The organism is Shouchella oshimensis (genome assembly GCF_004375095.1).
GTDB classification, from domain to species: domain Bacteria; phylum Bacillota; class Bacilli; order Bacillales; family Bacillaceae_D; genus Shouchella; species Shouchella oshimensis.
In genome coordinates, this window is sequence record NZ_SNUX01000003.1 from 560850 (window position 1) to 579778 (window position 18929).

General features: G+C 39.9%; 21 protein-coding genes, 5 tRNA genes and 1 other RNA gene. 22 read left to right on the forward strand and 5 right to left on the reverse strand.

Translation table 11 applies throughout. From position 1 onward, the window contains the following. The first annotated feature begins 56 nt into the window (after positions 1–56). Positions 57–260, forward strand: a complete 204-nt coding sequence (locus tag E2L03_RS13725) for a DUF1540 domain-containing protein (RefSeq protein WP_038478994.1) — start codon at positions 57–59, stop codon at positions 258–260. 25 nt (positions 261–285) lie between these two features. Here the strand turns inward: E2L03_RS13725 and E2L03_RS13730 are convergent, their stop codons facing one another. Next, positions 286–861 carry a 5' nucleotidase, NT5C type gene (locus E2L03_RS13730; RefSeq protein ID WP_095150092.1) on the reverse strand — a complete coding sequence of 192 codons (576 nt, stop codon included), beginning with the start codon at positions 859–861 and terminating at the stop codon, positions 286–288. Positions 862–939: 78 nt separating this feature from the next. Between E2L03_RS13730 and E2L03_RS13735 the strand changes: the two genes are divergently transcribed. Beyond that, entirely contained in the window at positions 940–1356 is a 417-nt protein-coding gene (locus tag E2L03_RS13735) for a hypothetical protein (RefSeq protein ID WP_051667467.1), read from the forward strand. A 38-nt stretch (positions 1357–1394) separates the two neighbouring features. Here E2L03_RS13735 and ispG read toward each other — a convergent pair whose 3' ends face one another. Both ispG and yqfZ read right to left on the reverse strand, forming a co-directional pair. After that, complete coding sequence (gene ispG / locus E2L03_RS13740) at positions 1395–2498, reverse strand: flavodoxin-dependent (E)-4-hydroxy-3-methylbut-2-enyl-diphosphate synthase (protein ID WP_038479000.1); 1104 nt, start codon at positions 2496–2498, stop codon at positions 1395–1397. Positions 2499–2605: 107 nt separating this feature from the next. Beyond that, the gene (gene yqfZ / locus E2L03_RS13745) at positions 2606–2938 is read right to left on the reverse strand and encodes a protein YqfZ (protein WP_038479003.1); all 333 of its coding nucleotides are present in this window, start codon (positions 2936–2938) and stop codon (positions 2606–2608) included. 242 nt (positions 2939–3180) lie between these two features. Between yqfZ and E2L03_RS13750 the strand changes: the two genes are divergently transcribed. From E2L03_RS13750 to E2L03_RS13805, 13 genes are all read left to right on the forward strand, one after another. Continuing rightward, positions 3181–4062: a DUF1002 domain-containing protein gene (locus E2L03_RS13750; protein ID WP_038479006.1), complete on the forward strand. Its 882-nt coding sequence runs from the start codon at positions 3181–3183 to the stop codon at positions 4060–4062. Between the two features lie 103 nt (positions 4063–4165). Beyond that, positions 4166–4837: an NfeD family protein gene (locus tag E2L03_RS13755; protein ID WP_241742171.1), complete on the forward strand. Its 672-nt coding sequence runs from the start codon at positions 4166–4168 to the stop codon at positions 4835–4837. A 241-nt stretch (positions 4838–5078) separates the two neighbouring features. Further along, positions 5079–6704 carry a Na/Pi cotransporter family protein gene (locus E2L03_RS13760; protein WP_124741900.1) on the forward strand — a complete coding sequence of 542 codons (1626 nt, stop codon included), beginning with the start codon at positions 5079–5081 and terminating at the stop codon, positions 6702–6704. 113 nt (positions 6705–6817) lie between these two features. Next, positions 6818–6892 (forward strand) — tRNA-Asn (locus E2L03_RS13765). Between the two features lie 3 nt (positions 6893–6895). Next, positions 6896–6972 (forward strand) — tRNA-Met (locus E2L03_RS13770). A gap of 19 nt (positions 6973–6991) precedes the next feature. Further along, positions 6992–7067: transfer RNA gene (locus tag E2L03_RS13775), tRNA-His, on the forward strand. 18 nt (positions 7068–7085) lie between these two features. Next, positions 7086–7162: transfer RNA gene (locus E2L03_RS13780), tRNA-Ile, on the forward strand. Positions 7163–7165: 3 nt separating this feature from the next. Continuing rightward, positions 7166–7255 (forward strand) — tRNA-Ser (locus tag E2L03_RS13785). 174 nt (positions 7256–7429) lie between these two features. After that, the gene (sodA, locus tag E2L03_RS13790) at positions 7430–8038 is read left to right on the forward strand and encodes a superoxide dismutase SodA (protein WP_038479012.1); all 609 of its coding nucleotides are present in this window, start codon (positions 7430–7432) and stop codon (positions 8036–8038) included. A 100-nt stretch (positions 8039–8138) separates the two neighbouring features. Beyond that, entirely contained in the window at positions 8139–8288 is a 150-nt protein-coding gene (locus E2L03_RS20495; RefSeq protein WP_166740312.1) for a hypothetical protein, read from the forward strand. 353 nt (positions 8289–8641) lie between these two features. Continuing rightward, positions 8642–9928 carry an MFS transporter gene (locus tag E2L03_RS13795; protein ID WP_134259407.1) on the forward strand — a complete coding sequence of 429 codons (1287 nt, stop codon included), beginning with the start codon at positions 8642–8644 and terminating at the stop codon, positions 9926–9928. A gap of 51 nt (positions 9929–9979) precedes the next feature. Next, positions 9980–10161, forward strand: a non-coding RNA gene (gene ssrS / locus E2L03_RS13800) — 6S RNA. Positions 10162–10229: 68 nt separating this feature from the next. Then, a complete protein-coding gene (locus E2L03_RS13805) occupies positions 10230–12308 on the forward strand; it encodes a peptidoglycan D,D-transpeptidase FtsI family protein (protein WP_134259408.1) in 2079 nt (692 codons plus the stop codon). Positions 12309–12480: 172 nt separating this feature from the next. On the opposite strand, the gene E2L03_RS13810 is transcribed toward E2L03_RS13805, so the two are convergent. Further along, a complete protein-coding gene (locus tag E2L03_RS13810; RefSeq protein ID WP_055736008.1) occupies positions 12481–12948 on the reverse strand; it encodes an MltG/YceG/YrrL family protein in 468 nt (155 codons plus the stop codon). After that, positions 12938–13321 (reverse strand): hypothetical protein, encoded by a 384-nt coding sequence (locus tag E2L03_RS13815; RefSeq protein WP_035398116.1) that lies wholly within the window; start codon positions 13319–13321, stop codon positions 12938–12940. Before E2L03_RS13815 ends, E2L03_RS13810 begins: the two co-directional genes overlap by 11 nt. Positions 13322–13629: 308 nt before the next feature. Between E2L03_RS13815 and E2L03_RS13820 the strand changes: the two genes are divergently transcribed. The 7 genes from E2L03_RS13820 (at position 13630) to E2L03_RS13850 (ending at position 18889) form a co-directional block, all read left to right on the forward strand. After that, complete coding sequence (locus E2L03_RS13820) at positions 13630–14310, forward strand: hypothetical protein (protein WP_134259409.1); 681 nt, start codon at positions 13630–13632, stop codon at positions 14308–14310. An 86-nt stretch (positions 14311–14396) separates the two neighbouring features. Continuing rightward, positions 14397–14546, forward strand: coding sequence for a 50S ribosomal protein L33 (gene rpmG / locus E2L03_RS13825; protein WP_035398113.1), 150 nt, complete (start codon positions 14397–14399; stop codon positions 14544–14546). A gap of 56 nt (positions 14547–14602) precedes the next feature. Continuing rightward, positions 14603–15154: a 5-formyltetrahydrofolate cyclo-ligase gene (locus E2L03_RS13830; protein WP_134259410.1), complete on the forward strand. Its 552-nt coding sequence runs from the start codon at positions 14603–14605 to the stop codon at positions 15152–15154. Continuing rightward, entirely contained in the window at positions 15148–15939 is a 792-nt protein-coding gene (locus E2L03_RS13835; protein WP_134259411.1) for a DUF92 domain-containing protein, read from the forward strand. The genes E2L03_RS13830 and E2L03_RS13835 overlap by 7 nt, the downstream gene beginning before the upstream one ends. 16 nt (positions 15940–15955) lie before the next feature. Continuing rightward, a complete protein-coding gene (locus E2L03_RS13840) occupies positions 15956–16960 on the forward strand; it encodes a ThiF family adenylyltransferase (RefSeq protein WP_134259412.1) in 1005 nt (334 codons plus the stop codon). Positions 16961–17030: 70 nt separating this feature from the next. Continuing rightward, positions 17031–17231 carry a protein YqgO gene (gene yqgO / locus E2L03_RS13845; protein WP_038479034.1) on the forward strand — a complete coding sequence of 67 codons (201 nt, stop codon included), beginning with the start codon at positions 17031–17033 and terminating at the stop codon, positions 17229–17231. An 89-nt stretch (positions 17232–17320) separates the two neighbouring features. After that, positions 17321–18889, forward strand: coding sequence for a rhomboid family protein (locus tag E2L03_RS13850; RefSeq protein WP_166740313.1), 1569 nt, complete (start codon positions 17321–17323; stop codon positions 18887–18889). The last annotated feature ends 40 nt before the right edge of the window (positions 18890–18929 follow it).

Below are 18929 nucleotides of genomic sequence, written 5' to 3' on the forward strand. Positions count from 1 at the left end.
TAAGCGTTATGAATAGCTAGGAAAAAGAGAACCCTACTAATAAGGAGGGGAATTGCATGACACCAATTGTAATGTGTAATGTATCTAATTGTCGCCATTGGAAAGAGGAAAATCGTTGTGGGGCAGAGGAAATCCTAGTTCAAACCGACAAACTAGAATCAACATTTTCAATGGAAGCGAGTAAGGAATTTGTTTTAGACCAGCTTGGAAAAGTGCGGAAAAGCGAAGAGACATGTTGCCACACGTTTGAACCAAAATAAAAACCAAAAAGGCTTTAGGGAGCACCTAAAGCCTTTTTTCTTTTAACCAATTTTCGACCCAGCTCTCGGCTTCTTGCCAATTTGAAACACGAATCACGTCATCAGGTATCGGTAATCGATTGTAAGGGGTATCGAACAAAATGACGGGAATGCCACATTCTTCGGCAATCATAACGGCATTATCATGCTTGTCTTCAAAGAACAGCTCAACCCCTTGCTCTTTCACTGCAGCAAGCTTATTGTGATGGCCAATTAATTCAACATGTTGATAGGGGATATCATGTTGCTTTAACCATTCAACCGTAATCGCCTCGTATTGTTTTTTTCGTGCTGTAATAAAGATTAATTCATGGTCTACGTGCCAACGCTTTAAAATGTGGTCAACTTGTTTAATTAACGGTGCATCCCGATAAATAGTGGGTTCATTAACAAGCATCCATTCCCAAAATTTGCTTTCATCAATCTTTAATAATTTTGAAAGATCATAATCAGAAATATCGTCTAATGTAAAATTCTTATGGAAGTCTTGGTTAATATATGGAATAAAAGTTGCAGGATCTGTGATGGTTCCGTCAATATCGAACCCTAAACGCCTTTGCATACTATACACCTCAATATAAATAATAAGAATGATTGCTTCTAATACGAGAAATACTATTCGTATGGAAGGGGATGTCATATGAGTGATCAAAAGAAAGAAAACAAACAACCGTTAACATTAGTGGATAAAGATGATCCTTCATTAACTTTCGTAAATACCCACGTTGAAGGCCATGATGGTGAAAAAGGATCTGAATACCTTTATGATGCAAAAGATAAACAAAACTATGATGAAGAGTATGCCTCTGAATTTGCAGCTGATTCACTAGAGGATAGCCAAGACGACTTCGAGAATAGTTCTGGAAAAGGTATTGGGACAATGGGCATTGTATTTGCTATCACGTCTTTATTCTTAGTCCCGCTTCTTTTAGGCCCAATAGGGATTATATCAGGCATTATTGCGATTGTAAAAGGGCGAAAGACATTAGGAGTTTGGGCGATTGCTATAGGAGCCATATCCGTTCTTTCAACCCTTATCTTTACTCCGCTCTTATAAAAGATAAAACCGACTCTGGTTGAGAGTCGGTTTTTTAATTAATTCGGCTGAGCTTCACGTTGTTTTGCATAGTGTTCTTCAGCTAATTTATCAATTTCTTTCTTTAGTTCCTCAACCATTGTCTCTTCAGGTACCTTACGAACAATTTCACCTTTCATAAACAATAAACCTTCGCCTCTGGCACCTGCAATACCAATGTCAGCTTCTCTCGCTTCACCAGGGCCGTTAACCGCACAACCAAGTACTGCTACTTTAATTGGCGCTTTAATGCTTGAAATGTATTCTTCGACTTCATTGGCAATGCTAATAAGGTCGATCTCAATTCGTCCACAGGTAGGGCACGAAATTAACGTAGCAGCATTAGCAGCTAACCCGAATGATTTGAGTAATTCACGGGCAACTTTAACCTCTTCTACAGGATCTGCTGACAATGAAATTCGGAGTGTGTTACCAATACCCATGTTTAGAAGAACGCCAATTCCCGCTGCACTCTTAACCGTACCGGCAAATAGTGTTCCAGACTCGGTTATACCTAAGTGGAGCGGATAATCAAATGCTTGACTTGCCTTGTCATAGGCTTCAACAGCTAAATGAACATCTGACGCTTTCATGGAAACGATGATGTCGTGAAAATCAAGATCTTCTAGAATTTTAATATGGTGAAGGGCGCTTTCAACCATTGCATCCGCAGTTGGATAACCATACTTTTCTAGTAAGTGTCTTTCAAGTGAGCCTGCATTGACACCAATTCGAATCGGAATTCCTTTTTCTTTTGCTGCTTTTACAACAGCTTCTACATTCTCTCGTTTTCCAATATTGCCTGGGTTGATACGAATTTTATCCGCACCACCTTCAATAGCTTTTAAAGCAAATTTATAATTGAAGTGAATGTCTACAACTAAAGGAATGTTAATCCGTTTTTTAATTTCCGCAATCGCTTCAGCAGCACGCATATCAGGGCAAGCTACTCGAACGACTTGACAACCTGCTTCTTCTAATCGTTCAATTTCTGCAACGGTAGCATCGACATCATGTGTCTTAGTTGTTGTCATGCTTTGAATGATTACTTCATCATTACCGCCAATTGTTAAATTTCCCACTTTAACGGGACGAGTATGTTTTCGATGAACTCTTTCGGTCATAGACCATATCGCTCCTTTGAGAGGCTCTTTGCCCGTCTTTTTCTCCAGTCAATGGAGACTCATGCTTATTTTATCAATCACTTGTGCGTTCTGGCAAGGAAATTCACTTACGGATTCTGATAAAGGGGAAACCGATACGTTTTCCCGATTTGGATCGCATTTGGATTCGTTCCATCATTTAGTAAGCTGAAATCTGCCAATATGTCTTCAATTGAGTGATTGACTTGTCCGTCATGTAAATGTTCAACAATAGATAAAACCGTTTGCCCGCTTTCAATAATGACCTCTTGAAAAGGAAGGGGAGGAGGATTTTCTTGTTCACTGTTCATACTTGCTTTCTCATCGGTTGGAAGTTGTGCTGATAAAGTTGAACCTGTTAAATCGTTTTGAATACCAAGAATAACGATGATCCCAATGGCAATGTACAAAAGGCGTTTCACCAGTCACACTCCTTCTTTTATTAAAGAATGGGCATTCTATTTGGTATGACTCCACTTTATGTATTCAAGATAAAAAAGGCATATTCCTGCTTCACAACATTCACGTAAGTTTACTTAATTTATACATAGTTAAGAGAAATCATACACAGGATTAAACAACAAACTAGGTCTTTTGTCGCTTTTCTAAAAAAGAGGAAACGGGTAACGTTTTACGTAGGAACGTTAGGAAGGTGGAGTTTTATTTGAAGCCATTTTTAAAAGTATTCAGTATTTTTCTGACACTATCATTGCTTATGCACCCACTGGGGAATGTGGCTAAGGCAGATGCTGTACCAGGGGATGTTTTTGTTACATTAGGACAAGATTTGAGTGAGTCTCAAAAAAATGAGATGTTGGAGAGAATGGAAGTAGACTCGGATGTGCCAACACTTTATGTTACAAATGAAGAAGAGCATAAATATTTAGGTGACTATATTAGTGCGCAAACAATTGGGAGTAAAGCCTTTTCGTCTTCAAAAATAACATTAAGTGAACCAGATACTGGTATTCATGTAACATCTGACCGAATTACATGGGTGACAAATGAAATGTATGCAAACGCGCTTATTACAGCCGGAATAAAAGACGCAGAGGTTTACGTAACAGCCCCATTTAATGTTTCGGGAACTGCTGCTTTAACAGGTTTAATTAAAGCCTATGAGTCCGCAACGGATCAAGTAATCCCAGAAGAACAGAAGAATGTTGCGAATGAAGAAATGGTTCGTACAGCAGAACTTGGAGATGCGATTGGTGAAGAAGAAGCCGCTGAACTTATCACATTAGTGAAAGAAAAAATTGCAACAACGTCCATTGAATCTGAAGAAGAGATGCGTACGACTATCATTCAGCTAGCAGAAGAAATTAATGTTACGTTAACCGACTCCCAAGTAAATGAACTGTCAGCACTGTTTATGAAAATGAAAGATTTAAACATTGATTGGGATACCGTTTCGAATCAGCTTGATAAAGTACGTGATAATTTAAGTGGTTTTTTAGAAAGTGAAGAAGCTCGCTCATTTTTTGATCGAATGATCGAGGGGTTAAAAAGCTTTTTCAATTCCATTCGCAGCTTTTTTAGTTCATAATAGGGGGGAAGCCCCCTCTTTTTTATTTTTTGAAACGTTTTAGAGCGATGATACGTAAAAAGGGGAGAGTAGTAGTAAATTTCTATGAATGGAGGTTACTGACTTGATTGACTGGTTAGATTCAGCAACAGTTGGATTCCTAGTTGTTACCCTTGGAACACTATTTTTAATTGGAGAATTACTTGTCCGGGCAAAGGGATTATTTGGTCTGCTTGGTCTTGGGTTAATTAGTGTGTACTTCTTGCACCATTTGAATGGTGATGCGAGCACTTGGGTTATTATTTTCTACCTTATTGGCCTAGCACTCATTATTTTTGATGGGAATGTCACGTCTGATGGAACCATTGCCGCAATTGGAATTCTATTTATGATTGTTGGTCTGGCAACGCCTGCACCAGATCTGATTTATAGTATTTTAGTCGGTATGGGGACTGTTATTGGTGCTGTTGCTTCTTTACTTTTCTTAAAAATTTTCCCGCACCGAAATATGTGGTCGAAAATGACTCTTAAAGAATCTCTCTCATCAGAAGCTGGATACAATTCCATTAATGAAAGCTATAAAGACTTAGTCGGGAAAAAAGGGAAAGCGTTAACAGCTTTTCGACCAACAGGTACCGTGGAAATAGACGGTGAACCTTATAGTGCTACGAGTGGAAGTACGTGGATTGAAGCAGGGACGGAAGTCGATGTTATTTCTGTTGACGGTACAAGGATTTTAATAAGACGTGCAGAAAATGAGCAACAAGAAGATGTGACGACAGAGGAAAATAGCTAAAACCAGCTTGTGTAAACAAGCTGGTTTTTTTGTATGATAGGAATAGCTAGGTATTAAATCCTATCTTGGAGGAAACGACTGATGAGTAGGACTGTAATTTATTTGTTTTGTAAAAAAAGTGTAAAGATATTTAAATGCATATTTACAAATTCTTTATGATCGTTTAATAATAGATGCGGAACATCATTGTTGAGGTTTGTCGAAAACCTAAAAATGAGTTTTTTATGAAGGGATGAGATGAGTGAGTGAGTTTCAAGTATTGCTGTTTACGTTCCTAGGGGGGATCGGAATCTTCCTATTTTCCGTAAAGTATATGGGGGATGGGTTGCAAAAAACAGCAGGAGACGGATTAAGAGGGTTATTAGATAAATACACAACCAATCCTTTTATGGGTCTACTTTCAGGTATTGTTGTAACCATATTGCTTCAGAGCAGTACAGCGACAACGGTTTTGACAATCGGGCTTGTAAACGCCGGATTTATGACGTTGCGCCAAGCAATTGGTGTTATTATGGGTGCAAATATTGGTACGACAACAACGGCGTTTATTATTGGTTTGCCTATTAAAGAATATGCATTACCAATTATGGCGATTGGTGCATTCTTGCTTTTCTTTTTTAAAAAGAAAAGAATCACCGCTATTGGTCAAGTTATCTTTGGTTTCGGAGGATTGTTCTACGGTTTAAACTTAATGGGACAAAGTTTACGTCCGTTGGCAGGATGGGAACCATTTGTTGATTTTACGGCACGTATGAGTGATAATCCGCTACTAGGGGTTGTCGTTGGTGTCATTCTTGCGGTTGCATTGCAAAGCTCTACTGCAGCAATCGGGCTCGTCCAGCAATTATATGAACAAGGTGCCATGGATTTAGCGGCGGCTCTACCTGTTTTAATTGGAGATAATATTGGAACGACCTTAACGGCTGTTTTAGTTGCCATTGGCGCAACGGTATCAGCTCGACGGGCTGCGTTAACTCATGTTGTCTTTAATTTAATTGGAGCTATATTAATTATGTCTGTTTTCCCATTCTTTGTGATGTTTATAGACTTCTTGGGGAATCAATTTAGTCTGAGCAACACGCTACAGATTGCAGCTGCACACGGGGTGTACAACGTAGCGAATGTTATTGTTCAATTTCCGTTAATTGGTGTACTCGCTTATATTGTAACGAAGCTTGTGCCAGGTCAGGAACTTGATCTAGATTATAAGCCAAAGCATCTTGATCCGATCTTTATTGGAAGCTCACCAGCTATTGCGCTTGGACAAGCTAAACAAGAAGTCATTCACATGGCTGACTACTCGAAAAAAGCTTTAAAACAGGCTATAAAGTATATGGAGACAGGGGAGAAGAAAGATGCTGACCTTGCTCTTCAATATGAACTGGCAATTAATAACCTGGATAAAGAGATTACCGATTACCTTATAAAAGTATCTTCACGCTCTTTGTCAGCATCTGATTCAAACTTGCACTCCACCTTATTAAACGCTGTAAGGGATATTGAGCGTATTGGTGATCATATGGAAAACATTGTCGAGCTAAAAGACTATCAAAAAGCAAATAAAGTAAGCTTATCCGACATTGCCTTGAAAGACTTGAATGAGATGTTCGAATTGACCTATTCAACGTTAGAAGAAGCAATGGAATCATTAGAAAGAGATGATTTGGATAAAGCAAACGATGTCTTGAAGCACGAAGAGTTAATTGATAAAATGGAAAGAAAGCTTCGAAAGCAACACATTAAACGAATGAATGATGGGGAATGCTCTGGAGCTGCTGGAATTATTTTCGTTGACATTGTTTCTAACCTTGAGCGAATTGGTGACCATTCTGTAAATATTGCCGAAGCAGTCATTGATGAGCAATAAATTCAAAAAAGGTCGGACGTTTGTCCGATCTTTTTTGAAAAAAGTATTGCACTATGCAAAAATACATGATATTATAACTCTTGTCCTTAACAGATTGGACAAATGATGATTATTCCACAGTAGCTCAGTGGTAGAGCTATCGGCTGTTAACCGATCGGTCGCAGGTTCGAATCCTGCCTGTGGAGCCATTTGGCGGTGTAGCTCAGCTGGCTAGAGCGTACGGTTCATACCCGTGAGGTCGGGGGTTCGATCCCCTCCGCCGCTACCAACTCTTACATAATATTTTGGCGATCGTGGCGAAGTGGTTAACGCACCGGATTGTGGTTCCGGCATTCGTGGGTTCGATTCCCATCGGTCGCCCCATCATAGTTTTAGATAAGTGGACCCTTAGCTCAGTTGGTTAGAGCACTCGGCTCATAACCGATTGGTCGTAGGTTCGAGTCCTACAGGGTCCACCACTTGGAGGAATACCCAAGTCCGGCTGAAGGGATCGGTCTTGAAAACCGACAGGGGTGTTAAAGCCCGCGGGGGTTCGAATCCCTCTTCCTCCGTTCCGTAACCTTGTTGCAATCAATTGCAACAAGGTTTTTTCATGTTTAATCCTCTTTCTCAAGGGAATAGTAATCAGTAAAACAGATGTGAGCATATTCGTTGCCGTTTGTTTTTTTTAGTGGTAATCTAATTGAGAAGTAAAATCAGTTTAGTATTGAAGGGAGAGCTTTAACATGGCTTACAAATTACCAGAATTACCTTATGCAGCAAATGCGCTAGAACCACACATTGATGAACAGACGATGACGATTCATCACGGTAAACACCACAACACCTATGTTACAAACTTAAACGCTGCTCTAGAAGGTCACGAAGATCTTGCAAGCAAAGACATCGAGGATCTTGTTGCAAACTTAGATTCTGTACCAGAAAACATCCGTACAGCAGTACGCAACAACGGCGGTGGACATGCTAACCATGCATTATTCTGGCAGTTATTAAGCCCAAATGGTGGCGGTGCTCCAACAGGTGCGTTAGCAAATGATATCGATTCTACATTTGGTAGCCTTGACGAATTCAAAACAAAATTTGCTGATGCAGCAAAAGGTCGTTTTGGTTCTGGTTGGGCATGGCTTGTTGTAAACAATGGCAACTTAGAAATCACAAGCACACCAAACCAAGATTCTCCTCTTACTGAAGGGAAAACACCTATTTTAGGATTAGATGTATGGGAGCATGCATACTACTTAAATTACCAAAATCGCCGTCCTGATTACATTTCAGCATTCTGGAATGTTGTAAACTGGGATGAAGTGGCTAAGCGCTACGAAGCAGCAAAATAAGAAAGTATGGTTAAGACTACAAGGGAATTTCCTTGTAGTCTTTTTTGCATAGTTTTTTCCTTTACGGTGGCATACTAGTTAAAAGAATGGGGGGATTGTATTGAGTAACCATGATAAAAAGAAAAACAACCAGTTTAAAGAGAATAAGAATCACGGTGAAAAGCGAACAGGGAGATTAAGTCAATTTAAAAACCACTCAGCTCATGGTGATACGCTTGATGAATATACAACAGCAAAACGCGAGGAATAAACCATTAAGAGGCTGGGACATAACGAAAAGTAGTATTTGAAAAGACGAATAGTCTAAAATATGCTGAGTAGCACCGCTACAAGAGAATTCTTCGCTTTCCGGGTACACGGCCTCAGCCTCATTCGTGGAAAACCGCCACTTCAGAGTCTTCAGACACGTGTTGAACCCCCAGGAGTCTTCGGATTCTCCTTCCGCTGATGTTCATATAAAACAAACGACGAACGTTCCTATTTTCAGGAATGTTCGTCATTTTGGTCTGTCTACCTACTTTTGTCCCAGCCTCTTTTTTTATTACAAAAATCTATGCATAGCCCAAAATGAAACAGACACACTACTGGTAAGGTGGTGAGGTCATGCCAAAAAAGTGGATGGACAGTATTTTTGGGCACGTCGTTGCATCAAAAGATTTAAAGTTATTATTATCCATTGGCGGACTTTATGCGTTGAGCGTGGCTTTATCGAATACGTTTGTCAATGTTTTCTTATGGAAGCAATCAGGTCAATTTATAGATCTTGCCCTCTACAATTTAATGTCTGTTATTTTTCAACCGCTTGCGTTTTTAATGGCTGGAAAGTTATCGAAGCATATTGATCGCGTTTATGTGCTTCGTATTGGAATCAGTTTGATGTCTTTATTTTATATCGCCGTATTAGTTGTAGGAGAAAATGCGGCTCAACATTTGCTATTACTCGGCTCTCTCATTGGTCTCGGTACCGGTTTCTACTGGCTTGCCTTTAATGTCCTAACGTTTGAGGTAACAGAGCCAGAAACAAGAGATTTTTTTAATGGCTTCTTAGGGTTATTAACCTCTTTTGCAGGAATGACAGGTCCTTTAACAGCAGGTTTTATTATTACGAAACGAACTGGCTATCAAGGATACTTCTTTATATTTGCGTTATCCCTAACTTTGTTTTTACTAGCAGTGATTTTAACCATATGGCTAGGAAAACGCCACGCCAAGGGTAATTTTAATATTAGGCATGTGTTAAACGAGCGTAAACAAAATAAAGATTGGCGGAAAGTGACATGGGCGCATGTTACCCAAGGGCTACGTGAGGGGACGTTTGTGTTTGTAATCGTTGTTTGGGTCTTTGTTGTAACGAATAACGAACTTGCTTTGGGGACGTATGGACTAGTGACTTCAGGTACCCAATTTATATTTTATTATTTAACTGCGCGTTTACTTAAAGTGGCGTATCGAAAGCGAGCCATTCTTGTCGGTGGATTGTTGTTATATGGAGCGATTTTTCTACTTTTGTTTCATCTAACGTTTCCTAAATTGATTCTTTACGGAATTATTATATCGGTGGCGTATCCGCTTTTACTCATTCCTTATGTATCGTTAACATACGATGTTATTGGCAAAGCGAGTAGAGCAGCTGAGTTACGAGTGGAATATATTATTGTCAGGGAATGGTTTTTAAATATTGGTCGAATTGCATCGATTCTCTTCTTTATAGCAATCATCTCCATTTTTCCTGAAGAACACGCCATTCCATATGTACTGTTAATTGTAGGGTCAGGGCATTTATGGATTTATTTTTTTGTTAAACGCATTCAGCCTCCGGATGCTCATTCGGATGTAATGCCAAATGTGAACGAATCAGAAGGGCAGAGTAGTCCTGATAAAACTGTGTAAAATCTCTACATGCTTTGACAGGATTCTTGTTCTATTTTATAATAATAAGTGTATTACCTGCCGTGTTCGTAAGCTTTTTTATGCTTTGAACCTTGAATGTTAAAAGGGAGTTTTAAATGAGTAAAGCAACGCTAAGCTAGCAAGTACTAGACAGCGAACCTTTAACTGCGAACACCCACCTACCGATGTAGGTTCATAAAGCATTCACTTGCAACGGCACAAGCGGGTATGACTACTTTAATTAAAGGCATCCGGAGTACGGGTGTCTTTTTACCTGTAATAGAGTCAGGGAGGTTGTCTAATGGGCGAATCGAAAAGCAATAAGAAGCATCACGTCTCATTGCGCTTAAATATTTTATTTCTTGCTGTGTTTTTACTTTTTTCTGCATTAATTTTGCGGCTTGGTCTTGTGCAAATTGTAAACGGTGAGGAATATGAAGAAGAGTTAAAGCATGTATCAAACCAAACAGCTCTTATTGATGCACCACGAGGGATCTTTACAGATCGCTATGGGTATCCTGTCGTAGAAAATAGCTTAGAACTATCGGTTACATATACGAACCCAGGAAATCAAAGCGGTGGAGATATGATTGAAATTGCCGAAGAAGTGGCTAAATTTATTACGGTAGACACCGAAAATTTACGTGACCGTGATAAAAGAGAATATTATTACACAAAATTGGAACCTCAAGAACGTAGAGCTCTCATTGAAGATATTGAATACAGCGACGAAGATGAAACAACGGAGTATCAGCGTATGATTGACGCTATTTCCGATGAGATGATTGCGAATTATTCAGAGGAAGAAGAGCAAGTTATTGCTATTTTTTCTCATATGCTAAGAGGAACAAACGGTTCCCCACAGCGAATTAAGCAAGGGCTAACGGATGAAGAAGCGCCTAAGCTTGCTGAGCATTTAGACCGTTTACCGAACATTAATATTCAGCGGGATTCTGTCCGAGAATACGTGTATGGTGATACGCTAAAAAATATCTATGGAAGAGTAGGATCAATCCAAACAGAATCCGTTGATGATTATTTAGCAAGAGGCTATATGCGCTCAGACTTAGTAGGTAATAGTTTTTTGGAAAAACAGTATGAGGATGTACTACGCGGCCAAAAAGCGGAAGTCGTTCGAACGAATACCCGTGAAGGCAGTGGCCCAATGGAACAGCTTATTGAAGAAACGCCAGGAAGCCGAGGCAATGACCTTGTGTTGAGCATTGATATGGAGTATCAGCAAATCCTTGACGACATTGTGGAACGTCAAGTTCTTCAAAACCAAGGAATCTTTGTACAGGATGCGTCTTCTTATGCAGTTGTAATGGACCCAAAAACAGGTGATATTCTAGCAATGAGTGGCTTCCAGAAAGAACGTGGGGAAGAAGGATTTAGCAACCCAACAGGTGTCTTTCAAAATGCCTATATGGCAGGTTCAGTTGTAAAAGGTGCCTCTGTACTTGCTGGTCTAGAAGAAGGTGTTATCACTCCAAGCACAGTTATTCATGACAGACGACTTGAATTTAGCGATGGTACAAGAAAAGCTTCGTTAAGTACAACTATAGGCCATGTTGCCCTTCGTGAAGCAATGGCTCGCTCGTCCAACGTCTATATGTTTGAAATTGCCATGCGGATGGCAGATTTTAATTATAGTCCTCGCGCAAGTATCTTCAGTCACACTAAGGCAAATGAAGTTTTGGATCAAGTGAAGTATTATTTTCATCAATTTGGTCTTGGAGGAGAAACAGGCATAGACCTGCCAAATGAAGCTACAGGCTTTGCTTCGGAAGGTGTGCAGGAATCAGGTAATTTACTTGATTTTATGATTGGCCAGTACGACACGTATACGACTCTTCAGCTTGCACAGTATGTTAGCACAATTGCCAACGATGGCGTACGGATGCGTCCTCGCCTCGTTACAGAAATTGTAGAAGCGAACCCGAATGGTGATGGTGCTGGTGCTGTTGTTCGCACAAATACCCCAGAAGTGTTAAATACCGTTGATATGAGCCAAAGCGATATTGCAGCAGTGCAAGATTCATTCCGAGCCGTTGTAACGAATACAAACGGTACAGCACGTGGTGTACCAAATAACTTAAATATCGCTGCAAAAACCGGTACAGCTCAGTCATTCTTAAATGGTAGACCGACGAACAATTTAAGCTTTGTTGGTTACGCCCCTTACGATGATCCGGAAATTGCGTTTGCGATTATGACGCCAGATACGAATGTTCCTCCTTCAGGAACATCTGGTAATAAAATCTCTGAAAAGATCGCAACAGATTTAACCGAAGCTTACTACGACTTGCAAGATGAACGAAACGGTCCAAAACAAGTGGATTCTGTGGTCGAAGAAGTCGATTTGTTTGAAGAGCAGTAATAGAATTATAGAAGTAGAAAAACAGTGAGCCAATGTGCCCACTGTTTTTTTTAACTATAATAGAAAAAGCTCGGCTATCGCCGAACTTCCGATACATGATTCGTAGAACATGTAGATTTTTGTATTTTTTTAAAGGATATATATGCTATCTGTCGAATAGAAGTGTGTAAGCTTAGAAAAATTCATCTACAACTTCGCTTAAGCTCATCTCACTCGTTAACTCTCCTGTAACTTGCGGACGTAAGTCATTGGATAACCCACGATTGTCAACTTCTTCATAAAAATCATAGGCACTATCTACAATACCAGCTTCTTCTAACATTTCACCTACGTCAATACTTGTCATTCCTGGTACAACGTGAAGAATTGTTCTGTACGCAATTTCTCCTTCATTGTTATCAGAGGGTTCTTCTTCAGCATCAGTGTTTTGCGCTTCAGCAAGTTGTGCCTCTAACTCATCCCAAGCAGCCTGTGTCTCAACGGCGTAACCATTTTCCTGTAAGTGAGCGACCATTTCTTCTTCTGTAAAATCCGAACTAGAAGCAGCCTCTTGATCGTTTCCAATAAAGTATGTGATCCCCAAGACACCAGAAGCAATCAATAATCCACCAGCAAAGCTACGAATAGTTTTACGCGTCATTGGCAACTTTTGTCCTTTCTTCTACTTGTCCGTCGAGGTAAGGGGATAAGAGACGGTCGACTTCATGTGGTTCAAGGGACGTTTCCAACGCAATACCCTCTACAGAATAGCCACGCTTGTGCAAATCTAGAATCTCTCTTAATAGCTGTTGATGTGAATTGGAGCGATTTTGCTGCTGTGCATCTTTGGCCGCAATCTCCGCATCTAATTCAATATCTCTCAATTGATTCTTCACTTGATGAAGCTCTTGCATAAAGGAAATTGATAAATGTTCGATTTGATCTTCTATTTTTGAACCTTTGTCCTCTTTAACAAAAGAAACAATGAGCAGAACAATAGCTGTTCCTAGCAAGAGCGCTAACATCCATTCCATGTGTTGTTCCCTCCTATGGATTGTTTTCGCAATCTCCATTATACATGAAATTACGTACGTTTCATCAGCTTAATGAAAATTTATCAATTCATGCGTCATTTTTTGACAGCTTTAGTCATAATCTCTATCGACCAAGTTGTTTTTAAGCGATTAGGAGGTGAGAACACTTGATGTAACGATAAAAAGAACGATTACAAAAACATACAATTTGCACTCATTGTGGAAATGGCGAGAAGCCAGTATGCTTAATAGACAGAGAATCGATGGAAAGTAAAAAGAACCAACATTTTACTAGAAGGAGTGAAAATATGAATACAAACAATCATATATCAAACATTTTTTATGCTATTGGGACAAAGCCGGTTTTTACGGTTGATATCCATTTGCGCTTACGGTCTACTCTGCATTCTCAGCATTTATCTAAAATTGGCCTCTGGTATGATGGGAAAACAACGTGGATTGGCGAAGAAGGCTGGATTGTCAATGCGGCTTTTTCTAGTACAAACACAGTTATTGTAAGTCAGGCATACCATAAAGGCTTAAATCTAAAATTAACGATCCGTGATGAGTCATTAGAAGATGAACTCGGTGTTAAACGAATGATTTCGATGAAAAATGAAGGAGCTTCCGACACTAATGTCAAATTATTAGCCCAGCAAGTCACGTACACACAAGAAGGGCTTTCGTTTTATTCGCCAGCAGAGAAAGCACTTATCCATTATTCAGATGAGAAATATTCTTTATTTTCTATACAAATGCCAAAGGCTCAATCCATTCAGTATGGTGTTGGCTTAGTGAACCAAATTTGGAATGACCCGTTAGGCAAATTGTTTTTTGCGCCGTTTTCTGCAACGAAAACCGAAAGTCTTATGGTATGCACTTGTTTATTACAGTCTAACGAAACGGTCAACGCATCTCTAATACAAATGAGTAGTGAAAATATGGTTCATTTAAAACGATCGAACTATTTAGCGCAACAGACTGTTTGATAACGTTCGTTAATTAAGTCTTGATTTTACGGTTAGCTTTTGCTATTCTATGTAGGTATGTAAGAGAGAGTTTGGAGGGATAGCACATGCGTGTTCAAGTTACTTTAGCTTGTACTGAAAACGGTGACCGTAATTATATTACAACAAAAAACAAGCGCACAAACCCAGAGCGTATTGAACTTAAGAAATATAATCCGCGTTTAAAGCGCCATACACTTCATCGTGAAACAAAGTAAGCAGACGGTTTACCGCTGCTTCTTTTTATTGACTTTTTTAGTGAGGAGCTGAGGTGTTGAAACAACAATTACGACAACGTTTGCAAAAACAGCTCGAACAAATGAATAAGACAGAGTATTTAGAACGATCACAAGGGCTGGCAAACCAGCTTTATCAAACAGAAGAATGGAAACAAGCTGGCACAATCGGATTAACGTACGCGCGGTTCCCGGAAGTGGCGACATTGTCAATAATGGAGTATGCCTACAAACAAGGAAAGAAAGTGGCATTACCACGTACTAATATGAAAGCACGCGAAATGCATTTCTACGTTATTCAAGACTTAGACCAGCTTGAGCTCCGCCCCTACAATTTGTATGAGCCAAAAGAAAACCCACGTTTTTATGTAAGCCCAAAAGAGCTAGATTTGCTTATTGTACCAGGGCTTGCTTTTTCAAAAGACGGATCACGGCTCGGGATGGGTGGCGGTTTTTACGATCGGTATCTACCTTTCTTTAAAGGAGAGACGATATCGTTATGTTTTAAAGAGCAACTCATTGAATCCATTCCTGTTGAAGCTCATGACATGAGGATCGACCTCGTTCTTAGTGAGAAATCGACATGTTAATCGGATGGCTTAGCTTTATTTTATTAGTATGTGTGTCATTATTTATGTTACAGAAGCTAACGATTTCTGGGGCGGTTGCCGCTTTTGTAGTCGGTACAGTAACGGTTATTGGTGTAGGCCCTGCTGGTTTACTCTTATTTGCAGTTTTCTTTGGAAGTTCTATTATATTGGGCAAATTAAAAGGGGCACATGTTGATCATGAAGTCGTTCAAAAGCATGGCAAGCGTGATGCATTTCAAGTGATAGCCAATGGAGGTTACGCAGCCATTTGTTCACTCTGTTTAGTGATTTTTCCTTCGCTGGCTACTCTTTTTATAGCTGGTTTTGTAGGGTGTCTAGCAACAGCCATGGCTGATACGTGGGCATCAGAGATTGGCAAACTTAGCCAAGACAAGCCGTTTGATTTATTCTCAGGAAAAAAGGTCGAAAAGGGCGTATCTGGAGGCATCACAAGCTTAGGGATGGCAGCTGCGTTTGCTGGTAGCTTTTTGTTAGCAGGTACAGCTATCGTCATCTGGTGGAATGAGACAAGCGTTAGCTATCTTTGGTTGTTTTTCTTTACACTAATTGGTTTTTTAGGAAATGTATTAGACAGTGTACTAGGCTCGACGGTACAAGGCCTATATCGTTGCCCGTCTTGTGGTTTAGAGACAGAAAAAACGTACCATTGTGAAAAAACGGTACGGATAAAAGGGTTATCGGTTGTCACGAACGATGTCGTTAACTTATGCTGTACAGGAGCAGGTGCACTAATGGGTGTCATTGGTGCGGTTATCTTTTTTTAAAGGAGAACGGTAGGTCATGGAACGCTATTCACGACAAGTATTATTTAATGGTATTGGTGAAGAGGGACAAACAAAATTACTACATAGTAGCGTACTCATAGTCGGTCTTGGTGCGCTTGGTACAGTTATTGCTAATCATTTAGCAAGAGCAGGGGTTGGCTCTCTTCGTTTAGTAGACCGTGATTTTGTTGAAATGAGTAATTTGCAGCGACAAATGCTCTTTACTGAAGAGGACGCACATCAACTCGTACCTAAGGCAATTGCAGCAAAACGTGCACTTGAAAAAGTGAATTCTGACATTCACATTGAAGCATTTGTAGAAGATGTATCGGTGGAATCGATAGAACGGCTTATGGATGGTATTGATGTAGTGTTAGACGGGACGGATAATTTTGAGACGCGCTTTCTTTTAAATGATGCATGTTTTAAATGGAAGGTTCCTTTTAGCTATGGTGGGGCTGTTCGTACGAGAGGCATGGGTGCATTCTTTATTCCAGATGAAACGCCATGTCTTCGCTGTTTTATTGAAAGTGGTGGTACAGCAGGAGAGACTTGTGATACTGTTGGTGTTCTTGCGCCAATCATTGATATAGTGGCGTCACTACAAGTGATTGAAGCGATGAAATATTTGGTAGGAGCAGGTGAAAAACAACGATCAACGTTAGAGTCATTTGATATCTGGGCGAACACACATCAATCGATCAGATATTCTCAAAATCGACCTAATTGCCCAACGTGCGAAAAAGCAGAGTTTCCTGCTTTAAATGAACGTTCTCGTTCTCAAACAACCCTTTGTGGGCGTGAATCGATTCAAATTACTGCATCTGCCCCTTTTGATCTTAATCACATGGCGAAGCAGTTAGAAGCAGTTGCACAAGTAAAAGTAACACCTTTCCTTATACGTGCCGCTATCAATGAAACGGAAACGATCGTTGTATTTCCAGACGGACGTGTTCTCATTCAAGGAGTGGACGATCATACACGTGCGAAGACGATTTATAGTAAGTACATTGGAAACTAATTCATAGTGCTCTTTAAGGATGAAATAAGTTTGTCCGTCACATCCTATATAAATATATGGAGGTGTTGATATGAAACAAGCCTGTTCCATTCTTTCCATTCTTGTCATTGGAATAAGCATTTATAAATATCGTTATAAAATCGTAAATGGAATGATGAGACAACCAGGACTAAGAAGAGTGCTCATTCGGTTTGCACTCCGAATCCCATTTGTCCGTCAAAAGTTGATGGGCTCATTATTCTCTTTTCCGCACACGACGGAGAAGCTCTGACAATTGAATCAGAGCTTTTTTTGTAAGCAAGAAAGATTCTTATTCTGTAAGAATTTGCTATAATGACAGTCAGGAAGGAGGGGATAAAGGTGAACGAAATAGCCCACCGTTATCTATATTGGCAATTAATCGAACATTATGTGCTACATAAACAGTTTCGTTTGCTTGCTCTTCATGATACACAAGCTTGGTTGGAAGACGATTCTGTAAAACCGAGAAGAATTATACGTCTTGTCTATTCAGAAGTGGATTGGTCCAATCGTTTAAAGCGTGATATATCCCATGCAAAACAACAATTTGAATCTATTTATAAGCAGCTTGGTATATGGAAGATGCAAGGTGAAAATATTTATGTAATGAGTCAGCCTCCAATTGACTCTTGGGAGGATGCCCTTACGCCGTTTGAGGTCAAAGGGAACAAAGGAACAATTCGTAACCTTGCGTTGCATTCAAGCGTGGAGGAGTACCAAACGGTGCTAGATCAGGAATTAGCAAATGATGGTGTTCCTCCATTACGCATATTGTCATCAGAGGAAGACATGATGCAAGCCATTGAACGAATTCGGGGACAGGTAAAACAAATCAACAGCACACGCCGCCAAAATGAAGAAAAAATGCTCCAATTTGGTAAACCGCGTTTTATTTATGCCCTACTGCTCTCTTTTGTCGTGATGTTTTTTCTTTTAGAGACCAATGGTGGAAGTACCAATATCCAAGTGCTCATTGATTATGGTGCTAAATATAATCCATTGATTGTAGAAGGAGAGTGGTGGCGATTGGTCACCTCTATGTTCTTACATATCGGATTAATGCACTTAGCTTTTAACGCAATGGCGCTGTTTTTTCTTGGGACAGCAGTAGAGCAGCTTTTTGGTTCATTCCGGTTTTTAATCATTTATTTTGCGGCGGGTTTGTTTGGCTCCATTGTTAGCTTTGCCTTTAATGATTACGTCTCCGCTGGTGCATCAGGTGCGCTTTTTGGCTGTTTTGGGGCACTTCTCTATTTTGGCTTAAAGCACCCAACATTGTTTTTTCGCACTTTAGGAAAAAATATTTTATTGCTTCTCGGATTTAATCTTGTGCTAGGCTTTATCGTTCCGGGAATTGATAATGGGGCGCACATAGGTGGTCTAATAGGAGGTTTTCTTATGGCCGCTTTAGTGAAGATGCCGAAAGAAAAAAAGAAAACGCCTTTCTACCTTTCTATGAGTGCCCTCATACTATATGTTATCGCTTCTCTGACGCTTGTTTATTTCGGACAACAACAAGCGAATGCTTCGCCTGAATTAGCGGTATTAGAAGGTCAACGTTTGCTTGAAGCAGGGCAATATGAAGAGGCGCAAGTGTTTATTACGAATGGGTTAGAAATAGATGGTCGGCAGCCTCAACTTTTGTTTATGCAAGCGTATCTTGATATTCAGCAAGAACGGGTTCAGGAGGCAAAAGAACATTTGGAAAAAGCGCTTCAAGAGCAGCAAGCATTTCCAGAAGCTTGGTTTAATTTAACGCTTATTCATATTGAACAAGAAAACTATGAGCAAGCGAAAGAAACAATCCAGCAAGCAATCCAATATGGAGAAGACAGTCAAATTCCAGATATGGATTATTATTATGAGATTGAACAACAGATTAATGAACAACTCGCCTCTTCTTCGTAGGCATGACAATCTGGCATGATGTATGACAAGACTGCCTTTC